The organism is Dactylosporangium sp. CA-233914, assembly GCF_050942935.1.
GTDB lineage: Bacteria > Actinomycetota > Actinomycetes > Mycobacteriales > Micromonosporaceae > Dactylosporangium.
In genome coordinates, this window is sequence record NZ_CP192030.1 from 11451437 (window position 1) to 11465048 (window position 13612).

12 protein-coding genes are annotated in these 13612 nt (G+C 69.6%); 4 read left to right on the top strand and 8 right to left on the bottom strand.

All coding sequences use genetic code 11. From position 1 onward, the window contains the following. The first annotated feature begins 48 nt into the window (after positions 1 to 48). Both ACQPY0_RS50965 and ACQPY0_RS50970 read left to right on the top strand, forming a co-directional pair. Positions 49 to 942 (top strand): hypothetical protein, encoded by an 894-nt coding sequence (locus ACQPY0_RS50965; protein WP_432978485.1) that lies wholly within the window; start codon positions 49 to 51, stop codon positions 940 to 942. 150 nt (positions 943 to 1092) lie between these two features. Then, complete coding sequence (locus ACQPY0_RS50970) at positions 1093 to 2013, top strand: phytanoyl-CoA dioxygenase family protein (protein ID WP_432978488.1); 921 nt, start codon at positions 1093 to 1095, stop codon at positions 2011 to 2013. A 70-nt stretch (positions 2014 to 2083) separates the two neighbouring features. Here the strand turns inward: ACQPY0_RS50970 and ACQPY0_RS50975 are convergent, their stop codons facing one another. The 8 genes from ACQPY0_RS50975 to ACQPY0_RS51010 form a co-directional block, all read right to left on the bottom strand. Beyond that, on the bottom strand, positions 2084 to 2362 hold the full coding sequence (locus ACQPY0_RS50975) for a GlsB/YeaQ/YmgE family stress response membrane protein (protein WP_432978491.1): 279 nt from the start codon (positions 2360 to 2362) through the stop codon (positions 2084 to 2086). A gap of 71 nt (positions 2363 to 2433) precedes the next feature. Then, entirely contained in the window at positions 2434 to 2934 is a 501-nt protein-coding gene (locus ACQPY0_RS50980) for an NUDIX domain-containing protein (protein ID WP_432978494.1), read from the bottom strand. Next, complete coding sequence (lepA, locus tag ACQPY0_RS50985; RefSeq protein ID WP_432978497.1) at positions 2931 to 4808, bottom strand: translation elongation factor 4; 1878 nt, start codon at positions 4806 to 4808, stop codon at positions 2931 to 2933. The genes ACQPY0_RS50980 and lepA overlap by 4 nt, the downstream gene beginning before the upstream one ends. 478 nt (positions 4809 to 5286) lie before the next feature. Next, the gene (locus ACQPY0_RS50990; protein WP_432978500.1) at positions 5287 to 5841 is read right to left on the bottom strand and encodes a YbjN domain-containing protein; all 555 of its coding nucleotides are present in this window, start codon (positions 5839 to 5841) and stop codon (positions 5287 to 5289) included. 168 nt (positions 5842 to 6009) lie between these two features. Next, positions 6010 to 6579 carry a hypothetical protein gene (locus ACQPY0_RS50995; protein ID WP_432978502.1) on the bottom strand — a complete coding sequence of 190 codons (570 nt, stop codon included), beginning with the start codon at positions 6577 to 6579 and terminating at the stop codon, positions 6010 to 6012. A gap of 53 nt (positions 6580 to 6632) precedes the next feature. Further along, positions 6633 to 7034 (bottom strand): acyl-CoA thioesterase, encoded by a 402-nt coding sequence (locus tag ACQPY0_RS51000; protein ID WP_432978505.1) that lies wholly within the window; start codon positions 7032 to 7034, stop codon positions 6633 to 6635. Positions 7035 to 7052: 18 nt separating this feature from the next. Then, positions 7053 to 8732, bottom strand: a complete 1680-nt coding sequence (gene ettA, locus ACQPY0_RS51005) for an energy-dependent translational throttle protein EttA (protein ID WP_432978507.1) — start codon at positions 8730 to 8732, stop codon at positions 7053 to 7055. Positions 8733 to 8811: 79 nt separating this feature from the next. Beyond that, positions 8812 to 9390 carry a hypothetical protein gene (locus ACQPY0_RS51010; protein ID WP_432978510.1) on the bottom strand — a complete coding sequence of 193 codons (579 nt, stop codon included), beginning with the start codon at positions 9388 to 9390 and terminating at the stop codon, positions 8812 to 8814. Between the two features lie 110 nt (positions 9391 to 9500). On the opposite strand from ACQPY0_RS51010, the gene ACQPY0_RS51015 reads away from it, so the two are divergent. Together ACQPY0_RS51015 and otsB are read left to right on the top strand one after the other, a co-directional pair. Next, positions 9501 to 10901 carry an alpha,alpha-trehalose-phosphate synthase (UDP-forming) gene (locus ACQPY0_RS51015; protein WP_432978513.1) on the top strand — a complete coding sequence of 467 codons (1401 nt, stop codon included), beginning with the start codon at positions 9501 to 9503 and terminating at the stop codon, positions 10899 to 10901. A gap of 105 nt (positions 10902 to 11006) precedes the next feature. Further along, on the top strand, positions 11007 to 13580 hold the full coding sequence (otsB, locus tag ACQPY0_RS51020) for a trehalose-phosphatase (protein WP_432978516.1): 2574 nt from the start codon (positions 11007 to 11009) through the stop codon (positions 13578 to 13580). Positions 13581 to 13612: the final 32 nt, after the last annotated feature.

Consider the following 13612-nt stretch of genomic DNA (forward strand, 5'->3'; position numbering starts at 1 on the left):
TCGGTGGCATCTGCCCCGTACGCTGTGCGATCTAGCGAAAGGTGAGCGATGCGTGCGCGGCGGGTGGTGACAGTCGCGGCCCTGGCGGCCGTGGCCGTGGCGCTGTGCGCGTACGTCGTCGTGCACAAGCTCGGTGAGAACATCCCGCTGCGCATCGCCACCGGGCGGGCCTGCGTGGTCAACGCCGGCAACGCCTCCGCGAACGCCACCGGCGACGCGACCGCGGTCGAGCTCGACAGCGAGCAGCTGGCCAACGCCGCCACGATCACCGCCGTCGGGCTGACCCGCAAGATTCCCCGGCGCGGCCTGGTCGTCGCGCTGGCCACCGCCTGGCAGGAGTCGAAGCTGGAGAACCTCACCGGCGGCGACCGCGACTCCATCGGGCTGTTCCAGCAGCGCCCGAGCCAGGGCTGGGGCAAGCCGGAGCAGATCGCCGACCCGCGGTATGCCGCCAACGCGTTCTTCACCGGCCTGCTCAAGGTCAAGGGCTGGGAGAAGATGCGGGTCACCGACGCGGCCCAGCAGGTGCAGCGCAGCGCCCACCCGGAGGCCTACGAGAAGTGGGCCGACGACTCCGAGGTCATGGTCAGCGCGCTCAGCGGCGAGGTCACCGGGGCCGTGGCGTGCAACGTCACCGAGGCGCAGAGCCGCGGGCCGGAGGCGGCCCGCTCCCTCGGGGCGAACCTCACGCTCGACTGGGGCAACGTGAGCACCGCCGACGTGAACAACCTGGTCGGGGTGGCCCTGAAGGTCCGCGAGACGAAGTCCGGCTGGCAATACGCGCACTGGCTGGTCGCCCACGCCCAGGAGCACGGCGTGAAGCGGGTCGTCTACGCCGGCATGCAGTGGACGGCGGAGAGCGGCGCGTGGGCGCACGTGACGGAGCGTGGCGGCATCGATGCCGGTCCCGGCGGCGAGCGGGTCGTCGCCGAGGTCTACTGAGGACCTAGACGTTCCGCACGACCAGCGGGTTGTCACACCTTCGGACATTGTCAGGTGGCCAACTCCCGAATCGGCCCGGCCAACACCTCGCGTTACGATCGGTCGTTCGAATCAACGCGAGCACAGGGTAGACGAAAGTAAGGGGAGGACATGACGTCCGCTGCACCCGACTACGGCGACCTCACCGGCTACGAGCCGATCAGCGAGGCCGACCGCAAGGAGTTCCTGGACAACGGCTTCCTGCTGGTCCGCAACGTCCTCAAGGAGGACCACCGGGCCGCGCTCGAGGCCGCCATGGACCGGGTCTGGGCCGAGGAGAAGGCCGCCGGCTCGACGAGCATGAAGAAGGACGGCACGCTGCACCTTCTGGGCTTCCTGACGCGGGACGAGCTGTTCGGGCACCTGCTGACCCAGCCGACCCTCTTCCCCTACATGTGGGGCCTGGCCGGGTGGAACATCTACACGCACCACAACCACCTCGACGTCACTCCGCCCACCTCCGAGGAGGAGCCGCCGTCGTGGGGCTGGCACCAGGACGGGTATCGCCAGAACTCCGACCCGGAGACGATGGACCCGAACCTGCCCCGGCCGATGTTCTCGCTGAAGATCGCCTACGTCATCTCCGACCTGTCGGAGAAGGGCCGCGGCGCCACCAAGGTCATCCCCGGCAGCCACCTGTGGAACTCGCTGCCCCGGCCGGCCGACACCACGGTGCACAACCCCGACCCCGAGGGCACCGTGGAGATCACCGCGAACCCCGGTGACTGCTTCATCTTCGACCGCCGCCTCTGGCACTCGCGGTCGCCCAACTACTCGGACATCACCCGCAAGATGCTGTTCATCGGCTACACGTATCGCTGGATCCGCCAGCTCGACGACATGCCGATCGACCACAACAGCGAGTGGTGGGCCAACCGCACGCCCGTGCAGCGCCAGCTGTGCGGCGAGGCGACGCACACGGCCAACTACTGGGGCATCAACTGGAACGGCTACATCGACGAGGAGATTCCGCTTCGCAAGGAGCTGAAGACCCGCGGTCTGCTGGACCGTTCGATTCCCTGGCTGCGCTGAAAAGCCTGGCAAAAACGCGTACGGCCCCCGGGAAACCGGGGGCCGTACGCGTTGTGCGGTATTCGAGAAATTACAGGGCGCGGCGGCCACGACCGCCGAGACCGGCCACCAGGGCCACGCCGACGGCGGCGAGCAGCACCTGGATCAGCAGTTCGCCCCAGTCGATGCCCGGGGTGTCCGTGGAGATGCCGATCGCGTTCGCGACCACGGTGCCGAGCAGCGCGGCGACGACGCCGATGACCATCGTCAGCCAGATCGGGATGCTCTGACGCCCGGGGACGACCAGCCGCCCGAGTGCGCCGATGACAAGGCCGACAATCAGCGCGGTGATGATTCCGGTGACAGTCACTGGTCTTCCTCCTCTTACCAAGCTCAACCAGGGGGCCGTGCTTTGCGGTTGAACTTGTGTTGCCCGCGGGCTCAGGGGACCAAACGCACCGAAGAACCTCGCACGAGCGGGTCACGCAGGACCACGTCCTGGTTCGGGAACGCCATCTCGGGCGGGTCGGACAGCGGCAGCCAGGCGTATTCGCTGCCCTCGAGCGGGTCGAGGGTGATCTCGCCGCCCGTGATCGTGGCGATCCAGAAGCACTCCAGCACGGGCAGCCGCTCGCCCTGGAAGTCGTACGAGCCGATGTACATGCCGGCGAACTCGCCCAGCTCGACGGTGACCCCGAGCTCCTCCCGGGCCTCGCGCACGGCCGCGTCGGCGGGGTGCTCGAAGCCGTCGCAGAAGCCCCCGGGCAGGTCCCACCAGCCGGCCCGCGGCTCCAGCGAGCGCAGGATCGCCAGGAAGTGCCCGTCCCGGACGATGACCACGGTCGCGGTCGGCCGCGGGTTGAGAAACGCGGCGTAGCCGCAGGCGGGGCACACGGCGGGCAGGTCGCCCGTCTGCGCCCCGCAGCGCGGGCAGTGCCTCACTTCTTTGGCTTGTCGCCGGCCGGGCCGTCCGAGGTCGACAGGGCGGCGATGAACGCCTCCTGCGGCACCTCGACGCGGCCGACCATCTTCATCCGCTTCTTGCCTTCCTTCTGCTTCTCCAGCAGCTTGCGCTTGCGGCTGATGTCACCGCCGTAGCACTTGGCGAGCACGTCCTTGCGGATGGCCCGGATCGTCTCGCGGGCGATGATCCGGCTGCCGATGGCGGCCTGGATCGGCACCTCGAACTGCTGGCGCGGGATGAGCTTCTGCAGCTTGCCCGCGATCGTGACGCCGTAGTTGTACGCCTTGTCCTTGTGCACGATCGCGCTGAAGGCGTCGACCGGCTCGCCGTGCAGCAGGATGTCGACCTTGACCAGGTCGGCCTGCTGCTCGCCGGAGGGTTCGTAGTCGAGGCTCGCGTAGCCCTTGGTGCGGCTCTTGAGCTGGTCGAAGAAGTCGAAGATGATCTCGCCGAGCGGCAGCGTGTAGCGCAGCTCGACCCGGTCGGCGGACAGGTAGTCCATGCCCAGCAGCGAGCCGCGGCGGCCCTGGCACAGCTCCATGACCGCGCCGACGAAGTCGTTCGGGGTCAGCACCGTGGCGCGGACCGTCGGCTCGAAGATCTGGCCGCTCTTGCCGTCGGGGAACTCACTGGGGTTGGTGACCATGTGCTCGGTGCCGTCGTCCATGATCACGCGGTAGACCACGTTGGGCGCGGTCGAGATGAGGTCGAGGTTGAACTCGCGCTCCAGCCGCTCCTGGATGATCTCCAGGTGCAGCAGGCCGAGGAAGCCGCAGCGGAAGCCGAAGCCCAGCGCCGCGCTCGTCTCGGGCTCGTAGACCAGCGCCGCGTCGTTGAGCTTGAGCTTGTCCAGCGCGTCGCGCAGCAGCGGGTAGTCCGAGCCGTCGATCGGATACAGCCCCGAGTACACCATCGGCTTGGGGTCCTTGTAGCCCCCCAGCGGCTCGCTCGCGGGTCGCGCGTTGATGGTGACGGTGTCACCCACCCGCGACTGGCGCACGTCCTTCACGCCGGTGATGAGGTATCCGACCTCGCCCGCGCCCAGCCCGCCGCTCTTGATCGGCTCCGGCGAGATGACGCCGAGCTCCAGCAGCTCGTGCACGGCCCCGGTGGACATCATCCGGATGCGGTCGCGGGCCTCGATCCGCCCGTCGACGACCCGGACATAGGTGACCACGCCGCGGTACACGTCGTAGACCGAGTCGAAGATCATCGCCCGCGCCTCGCCGCCGACCTGCCCGGTCGGGGCCGGCAGCTGCCGCACGATCTCGTCGAGCAGGTGCGCGACGCCCTCGCCGGTCTTGCCCGAGACCCGCAGGCAGTCGTCCGGCTCGCACCCGATGAGGTGGGCCAACTCCTCGGCGTACTTCTCCGGCTGCGCGGCCGGCAGGTCGATCTTGTTGAGCACCGGGATGATCTGCATGTCGTTCTCGAGCGCGAGGTACAGGTTCGCCAGGGTCTGCGCCTCGATGCCCTGCGCCGCGTCGACCAGCAGGACGGCGCCCTCGCAGGCGGCCAGGCTGCGCGAGACCTCGTAGGTGAAGTCCACGTGCCCCGGCGTGTCGATCATGTTGAGGACGAACTCGTCGCCGGCCAGGCCGCCGTCGCGCACCTTCCAGGGCATGCGCACGGCCTGGCTCTTGATCGTGATGCCGCGCTCGCGCTCGATGTCCATGCGGTCGAGATACTGCGCCCGCATCTGCCGCGCCTCGACCACCTCGGTGAGCTGCAGCATCCGGTCGGCCAGGGTCGACTTGCCGTGGTCGATGTGGGCGATGATGCAGAAGTTGCGAATCCGGTCCGGCACGGTGGCGCCGGGGCGGTTCGCGCCGGGGTCGATCGTCGGTGGCACAGGCGTCCGTTCCTCATCGGGCTGGGGATCTCATACATGGTCCCACGCCCGCGGCGAAACCGGCTCACGGCCGTGCCACCCGGGCCCCCGCCCCGCGCGCGTTCCGCGGGATTCCGGGGATTTTGCCGTCCAAATCGGGCATCATAGACGTTCCTGGCCGAGCCGCCAGCACCGAGAGTCTCGCGAGAGCCCGCCGAGAGGCCATCGAGAGCGGCGCATCGAATACTTGGCCACGATCCACCGTTGCGTCCGGAACGGGGGTTGGCGAGAGGGCCCCACGCCCGGCCTCGCCGGCCGGGCGCCGCCGTGGGTCGCGACAGGCACGCTCCGGAGCGGGTCCCTGTCGCGCGTTTTGTAGCAGGCTTTGGTCTCGTAGCAGGCTCTGCGTCTTGCGGCAGGCTCTGCGTCTTGTAGCGGTTCTGAACAGTCGCGCCTGTCACATGTGCCGTGTCACATGCGCGCTGCCAACCGCGCCCGGTCAGAGCAGGGCGCCCTCGTCGTGGAGCCAGTCCACGAAGCCCAGCGCGACGACGGCCGCGCAGTCCACCAGCTCGGCGACGAGGGTGTCGTGGACGCCCGAGAGCAGCGGGACCTGCATCTCGGCGTAGATGGGCAGCTGGCCGCGGTCCGTGGGGTCGCCGACATACGCCTTGTAGAAGCGGCGCGTGTGGTTCCACTCGTTGACCACGCGGTAGGACCGGTCGGCCCAGTCCGGCGGGACGGTCGCGTGCGGCCGGGCCCGGATGACCAGGATCTCGTCCGAGGGGCCCTCCAGCGCGAACAGCACCGCGTGGCGCTCCCACAGCGCGAGCAGGCTGCCGTCACCGTCGGTGAGGTATCGGATCTCCAGCTTCTCCAGCGCCTCCGCGACCCGCAGCAGCGTGATCGGCGCGATCTCGCCGGCGCTGTCCTCCGGCGGCGCCTCGCCAACTCCGTCGACCGTCAGGGTTGCGTCTTCCCGCGTCAGCTGAGCGACGATCGAGTCGGTCTTCGACCCGCTCGACGGCTCGGTCCGCCATGGCCACCTTGGCATCTCCCGGCTCCCTGCTCCCCCGTGCGCCTCCACCCGTATGTGCGGTCCGTCGCCGCCCGAATTCGCTCGGCGGTGGACCCGAAAGAGGACGGTACCCGTTCGGTCGAGATTCAGCAGCCCCCAATTTCACCCTCGCACCACCCGTTCGGGTGAGGGTCTTACAGCCGTCTATCCGATGAGGCCCCCTCCGCCCCCACGATGCCAGGCAGAGCCATATGCGCAGGCCAGAGCCGTCCATGGGCCCGAAATCCGGACATCGACGAAGTCTCCGGAGCCCGGCGCGACGAACCCCATCCGCACGACCGCCTGGACGAGGCGCTGCGAGACGGGTATATGGGCCCCGCCGTCCGTGGTCACCACGATCGGCACATGATCGAGGAGGGCGTCGCGCAGGATCCGGGAGCCGACCGGCCGGCCGCCGACCCCCTCGGCGGCGGCGGTCCGCACGGTCCGCGCCGCCGCCTCGCCGACCCGCAGGACGTCGGCGGCCGGGATGCGCTCCACGAGCGTCCCGGGGACCGGCGGCAGCGACCAGTGCCAGTCCGTGTCCCGCGATGCGGGAAGGTCCCCGTCGACCGACGCGAGCAGGTCACGGGCCGCGACGGTCCGGTCCCGCTCCACGTTCGCGGGAATGCCGCGACAGACGAGTACACCCCAGGGAAGGCGCGACCACAGCGCGACCGCGCCCTGCCCCGCGGGCCGCAACCGCACGAGACCCCCGGGGTCCAGCCGCGCCACCCGCGCGACGAACGCGCAGGCGTCGGAGCGGCCGGAGTCAGCTAGCCAGCCCACTAGCCGAGCCAGGGGGAAAGGAACTCGCGCTCGATGTCGCGGACCCGGCGGGGCCGGCCCGCCTCGAGGTCGTACGGCACGCAGACCGTCCGCGCGCGGGACGCGAGCTCGTCGCCGTCGAAGAGCTCGTAGGCCACCGTCAGCCGGGACGCCCGGATCTCCTCGATCCACAGCTCGATGCGGACCGGGTCGCCGTAGTCGATCGGCCGGAGGTAGTCGATCTCATGACGTGAGATGACGATGCCGTTCTCGAACGACTCCATCCCGGCCGCCCGGGCGGCGGTGAACATCAGCGCAACGCGCGCTTCCTCGTAGAGGGTGAGGAAGCGCGCGTTGTTGACGTGCCCGTACGCGTCCAGGTCGGACCAGCGCAGGGCGCAGTGGTAGATGAACCGGGCCAACGGAGTGCCTGACGACGCTCAGTCGCGGGTGAGCTTGCGGTAGGTGACGCTGTGGGGCCGCGCCGCCTCCGGGCCGAGCCGGTCGATCTTGTTCTTCTCGTACGACTCGAAGTTGCCCTCGAACCAGAACCACTTCGCCGGGTTCTCGTCGTCGCCCTCCCAGGCCAGGATGTGCGTGGCCACCCGGTCCAGGAACATCCGGTCGTGGGAGATGACCACGGCGCAGCCGGGGAACTCCAGCAGCGCGTTCTCCAGCGACGACAGCGTCTCGACGTCGAGGTCGTTGGTCGGCTCGTCGAGCAGGATCACGTTGCCGCCGATCTTGAGCGTCAGCGCGAGGTTGAGCCGGTTGCGCTCACCGCCGGAGAGCACCTTGGTCGGCTTCTGCTGGTCGGGGCCCTTGAAGCCGAACGCGGCCACGTAGGCCCGCGAGGGCATCTCGACCTTGCCGACCATCAGGTGGTCCAGGCCGTCGGAGACGACCTCCCAGACGGTCTTGTCGCCGTCGAGGCCGGAGCGGTTCTGGTCCACGTAGGACAGCTGGACCGTCTCGCCGACCTTGACCGTGCCCGCGTCCGGCTGCTCCAGCCCGACGATGGTCTTGAACAGCGTGGTCTTGCCCACACCGTTCGGGCCGATGATGCCCACGATGCCGTTGCGGGGCAGCGTGAATGACAGGTCGTCGATGAGCAGGCCGCGCTCCTCGAAGCCCTTGCGCAGGTCGCCGGCCTCGATGACCACGTTGCCCAGGCGCGGGCCCGGCGGGATCTGGATCTCCTCGAAGTCCAGCTTGCGGGTCTTCTCAGCCTCGTTGGCCATCTCCTCGTAGCGACCGAGGCGGGCCTTGGACTTGGTCTGGCGCGCCTTGGCGTTGGAGCGCACCCACTCGAGCTCCTCGCTGAGGCGCCGCTGCAGCTTGGCGTCCTTGCGCCCCTGCACCGCCAGGCGCTGGGCCTTCTTCTCCAGGTAGGTGGAGTAGTTGCCCTGGTAGCCGTGGACCTGGCCGCGGTCGACCTCGGCGATCCACTCGGCGACGTGGTCGAGGAAGTAGCGGTCGTGGGTGACGGCGAGCACGGCGCCGGCGTACTTCTGCAGGTGCTGCTCCAGCCACTGCACGCTCTCGGCGTCGAGGTGGTTGGTGGGCTCGTCGAGCAGCAGCAGGTCGGGCGCCTCGAGCAGCAGCCGGCACAGCGCGACACGGCGGCGCTCACCACCGGAGAGCTGGGAGACCTCGGCGTCCGGCGCCGGGCAGCGCAGCGCGTCCATCGCCAGCTGCAGCTTGGAGTCGATGTCCCAGGCGTCGGCGTGGTCGAGCTCCTCCTGCAGCCGGCCCATCTCCTCCATGAGCGCGTCGGAGTAGTCGGTCGCCATGAGCTCGGCGACCTCGTTGAACCGCGCGAGCTTGGCCTTGGTCTCGGCGACGGCCTCCTCGATGTTGCCCAGGACCGTCTTGCTCTCGTTCAGCGGCGGCTCCTGCTGGAGCATGCCGACGGTGTATCCCGGCATGAGCCGCGCCTCGCCGTTGCTCGGCTTGTCCAGCCCCGCCATGATCTTGAGCAGGCTCGACTTGCCGGCGCCGTTGGGCCCGACCACACCGATCTTCGCGCCGGGCAGGAACGACAGCGTGACGTTGTCGAGCACGACCTTGTCGCCGTGCGCCTTGCGCGCCTTCTCGAGCACGTAGATGTACTGCGCCACGGTGCGCCCCTACCTCCGGTCAGCTTGTGTGTGTCGCCCCAATCTTTCCAGGCCCGCGGCCACGCTCCCAACCCGGGCCTCAAGCCGGCGGGTTGGCCTGGATCACGATGTAGCTGGAGGTCTGCTTCCCCGTCACGGTCAGCGCCTTCGGGGTGACCGTGTAGGTGGTGTCGAGGTTGGTCACCGACCAGCTGCGCCCCTTGGCCACGACGCCGGGGCGCAGGAGGCCGTTCTCGCCCTCCTCGGGAATCTCGCCGCCGTCGGCCCAGTCCCGCTTCATGTCGTGGCCCTGGTACCACAGCCCGGAGCCGTCGCTCTCCTGGCAGATCCAGGCCTCCTTCTTGGAGTCGGTCCGGATGTACTGCACGAGCTTGAGCGGCACCGCCACCCCCGGATCCTGGGCCTGCGCACCGGCGCCGATGAAGGCCGGGCAGTTCTGCGGCGTGCTCGCCGGCTGGCGCGAACCGCCGGCGGAGGTCACACCAGTGGGTCCCGCCGACGGGCCGTCACCGGCCGCTGACTTATCCTCATCAATGTCACGCAGACCGAGGACGTATCCGAAGAGCGCCCCGATGACCGTGAGAATGAGCACCGAGAGCATTACGACGGTGACGGAGCGGTTCGACTCCGGTGCGGATTCGGCCTCGTAGCGCGACATGCACAGCAGGATCGCACCTGTGAGCCAGCACTCCGCATGCTGCCAGGTCGCTACGGGGATCAGTAGGCTGAAAGTACGAGGGTGGATCACCCAGGGGGAGGACACGACACGTGGCTGGAGACAGTGCATTCGTAGTGGTCGCCAACCGGTTGCCCGTCGACAAGGTGGTCGGCCCGGACGGAGAGGTCAGCTACCGCAGGAGCCCCGGCGGCCTGGTGACGGCGCTCGAGCCGGTGCTCCAGCAGCGCAACGGGACCTGGGTGGGGTGGCCCGGCGGCACCGGGGACGCCGAGACCCAGGAGGAGACCTTCACTGCCGGCGGGGTTCACCTGCACACGGTGCCACTCAGCGCGGGCGAGATCGAGCGTTACTACGAGGGCTTCTCCAACTCCAGCCTGTGGCCGCTGTATCACGACGCGGTGGAGACACCCATCTTCAAGCGACGATGGTGGGATTCGTACCGGCTGGTCAACGAGCGATTCGCCAAGGCGGTCGCGAACGACGCCGCACCCGGCGCCACGGTCTGGGTGCAGGATTACCAGCTTCAGCTCGTGCCGGCCCTGCTGCGCGAGACCCGCCCCGATCTCAAGATCGGGTTTTTTCTGCACATTCCATTCCCTCCGGTCGAACTGTTCATGCAACTACCGCGTCGCGCCGACATTCTCAAGGGTCTACTCGGTGCCGATCTGGTTGGTTTCCAACGGCCACTCGGCGCACAGAACTTCGTCCAACTGGCCCGACATCTGCTCGGCACCCGCGTGCGCCGCGGAATCGTCGAGTGGGAGGGGCGCACGGTCCGTGCCGAGGCCTATCCGATCTCGATCGACGTCGAGGAGATGCGCCGCCTCGCCGCGTCCCCGCAAGTGCAGGCCAGGGCGGCCGCGATTCGCACCGAGCTGGGGGATCCGCGAACGATCATCCTGGGCGTGGACCGGCTGGACTACACGAAGGGCATCGAGCGAAGGCTCAAAGCATTCCGGGAGCTGCTGTCGGATGGACGACTCACGGCGCCCGAGACGGTGATGGTACAAGTGGCTACGCCGAGCCGGGAGCGGGTGGAGCACTACCAGACGCTCCGGGTGAACGTCGAGCGCGAGGTCGGGCGGATCAATGGGGAGTACGGACGAGTTGGCCAACCGGCCGTGCACTATCTCCATCAGTCGTACAGTCGGGCTGAGCTGGCCGCGCTGTACGTCGCGGCCGACGTGATGATGGTGACTCCGTTGAGGGACGGCATGAACCTGGTGGCCAAGGAGTATGTCGGGGCCCACGCCGACGGCCGCGGCGCCATCGTGCTGTCCGAGTTCGCGGGCGCGGCGGCCGAGCTGCGCCAGGCGTTCCTGTGCAATCCGCACGACCTCGACGGGGTGAAAGAGGCACTCATGCGTGCGATCCAGGTCGACCCGGTCGAGGGCCGCAAGCGAATGCATGCTATGCATTCCCACCTGCGCGCGCACGATGTCCGCACCTGGGCGGACACGTTCCTCGACGCGCTCGGCGCCGCATCATGAACCGCCCGTCGGCCCGGCGCCGGCTCGACCGCTCCACCCGGTGCATCCAACACCCTGGATACACCGGACACCCTGCCGGACACCCTGAACGCACAACCGACTTCCATGAACAGGCCGGACATGAACCAGATCTCGGCGACAGGCAGCGGCCTCTCGCTCGACCCGGACCTCCGCGCGGCGGTGCTACGCGTCGCCCGCGTGCCCAACCTCTTGGTGGCGTGTGACTACGACGGCACCCTGGCGCCGATCGTCGCCGACCCCACCAAGGCGACTCCGACCGCCGAGTCCGTCGCCGCCGTACGCGCGCTGTCGTCGCTGCCGCAGACGACCGTCGGCGTGATCAGCGGCCGGGCCCTGCGCGACCTCGCCGCGCTGTCCCGCCTGCCCGCCGAGGTGCGCCTGGTCGGCAGTCACGGCTCCGAGTTCGACGTCGGCTACGTCGACGAGCTCCCGCCCGAGCGCCACCAGCGCCGCGCCGAGCTGCAGGCCGCGCTCAACGCCATCTGCAGCAACCAGCCGGGCGTGCGGCTGGAGGGCAAGCCCGCGAGCATCGCGGTGCACACCCGGGCGGCGCCCCGCGACGTCGCCCAGCGGGTCTTCGACGCGGTTCGCAGCGGTGCGGCGCTGTGGCCCGACATCGAGATGACCACCGGCAAGGAGGTCATCGAGCTCTCGGTGGTGCCGACCGACAAGGGCCTGGCCGTCGACGCGCTGCGCATGCAGGTCTCGGCCAGCGCCGTGGTCTACCTCGGCGACGACGCCACCGACGAGAAGGCCTTCGCCCACCTGCACGGCCCCGACCTGGGCATCAAGGTCGGGGCGGGCGACGAGGAGACGCAGGCGCGCTTGCGCATCTCCGGCGCCGAGGCGGCCGTCGCGGTCCTTGAGCTGCTGCTGTACACCCGCCGCCGCTGGCTCTTCGGCGAGCAGGCGGTGCCGATCGAGCGGCACTCGATGCTGTCCAACACCCACACCGTCGCCCTGCTCACCCCGGCGGCCCGGGTCACCTGGCTGTGCCACCCGAAGCCGGACTCGGGCGCGGTCTTCGCCGACCTGCTCGGCGACACGGCGGCCGGGCACTTCACGGTGCAGCCGGAGAAGGGCGGCATCCCGCTCGGGCAGCGCTACCGGCCGGGCACGATGACGGTGGAGACGCGCTGGTCGGGCCTCACGGTCACCGACTGGCTGGACCACCACCGCACCGGCAACTCGCTGATCCGGGTGCTGTCGGGCAGTTCCCGGGCACGCATCGACTTCGTCCCGCGCCCCGACTTCGGCCAGGTGCACATCCGCCTGCAGCCGCTCGGCGACGACGGCCTGCTGGTACTGGGCTCCAACGAGCCGATCGCGCTGTACTCCCCCGGCATCGAGTGGGAGATCACCTCCGACGGCCACAGCGACCTGGCGCGCGCCACGGTCGACCTGGGCGCCGTCGGCGGCACCGCGATGCTGGAGCTGCGCCTGGGCACCGACTCGATCGAGGCCCCGCGGGTCGCGCTCGCGGAGCGCCAGATCGCTGCCGAAAGCGCCTGGCGCGACTGGTCCGACTCGCTGAAGCTGCCCTCGGTCGCCAAGGACCTCGTCCGCCGCAGCGCCCTCACCCTGCGCGGCCTGTGGCACAAGCCCTCCGGCGCGATCCTCGCCGCGGCGACCTCGTCGCTGCCGGAGGAGATCGGCGGCTCCCGCAACTGGGACTACCGCTACTGCTGGCTGCGCGACGCCTCGCTGACCGCCAAGGCCCTGGTCGACCTCGGCTCCACGGAGGAGGCCGAGTCCCTGATCCGCTGGACGCTGCGGGTCGCCGACAACACCGACGGGCACCCGGAGCGGCTCCACCCGCTCTACACCCTCGACGGCAACGAACTCGGCCCCGAGGCCGTGATCGAGGCGCTGCCCGGCTACGCGGGCTCCCGCCCGGTCCGCATCGGCAATGCGGCCAACGGCCAGGTGCAGCTGGACGTCTTCGGCCCGGTCGCCGACCTCATCTGCGCCCTGGCCGACGTCCGCCCGCCGGAGGAGGGCGACTTCGCCCTCATGGACGCCATGGTCGAGGCGGTCGAGCGCCGCTGGCACGAGCCGGACCACGGCATCTGGGAGGCCCGGCGGCGGCCCCGGCACTACGTGTACTCCAAGGTCATGTGCTGGATGACCGTGGACCGCGGCATCCAGCTCTTCGAGCGCCAGGGCCGCACCGTCCCCGACGGCTGGCACACCCTGCGCAAGACCATCGCCGACAACGTCCTGGACAAGGGCTGGAACGAGAAGATCGGGGCGTACACGGTCGCCTACGGCTACGAGGAGATGGACGCCTCGGTGCTGTGGATCGGCCTCTCCGGCCTGCTGGAGGACGACGACCCCCGCTTCCTGGCCACGGTGCTGGCCGTCGAGGCGGAGCTGCGCGAGGGCCCGACCGTCTATCGTTACCGCTGGGACGACGGCCTGCCGGGCGTCGAGGGCGGCTTCCACCTCTGCACGACGTGGATGATCGAGGCCTACCTGCGCACCGGCCGCCGCGCCGACGCGGAGGAGCTGTTCGCCCAGTTCATCGAGTGCGCCGGCCCGACGGGGCTGATCCCGGAGGAGTACGACCCGATGACCGAGCGAGCCCTGGGCAACCACCCCCAGGCCTACTCACACCTGGGCCTGATCCGCTGCGCCCTGGAGCTCGACCGGTCCTGACGTATCTTCGGGGCGCCCTTCTCGCGAGGGGC

Excerpts from the sequence above, each read along its gene's own strand:
- otsB (WP_432978516.1), top strand. The coding sequence starts at position 11,007 with ATGAACAGGCCGGACATGAACCAGATCTCGGCGACAGGCAGCGGCCTC.
- ACQPY0_RS50965 (WP_432978485.1), top strand. The coding sequence starts at position 49 with ATGCGTGCGCGGCGGGTGGTGACAGTCGCGGCCCTGGCGGCCGTGGCC.
- ACQPY0_RS50970 (WP_432978488.1), top strand. The coding sequence starts at position 1,093 with ATGACGTCCGCTGCACCCGACTACGGCGACCTCACCGGCTACGAGCCG.
- ACQPY0_RS51010 (WP_432978510.1), bottom strand. The coding sequence starts at position 9,390 with ATGTCGCGCTACGAGGCCGAATCCGCACCGGAGTCGAACCGCTCCGTC.
- ACQPY0_RS50990 (WP_432978500.1), bottom strand. The coding sequence starts at position 5,841 with ATGCCAAGGTGGCCATGGCGGACCGAGCCGTCGAGCGGGTCGAAGACC.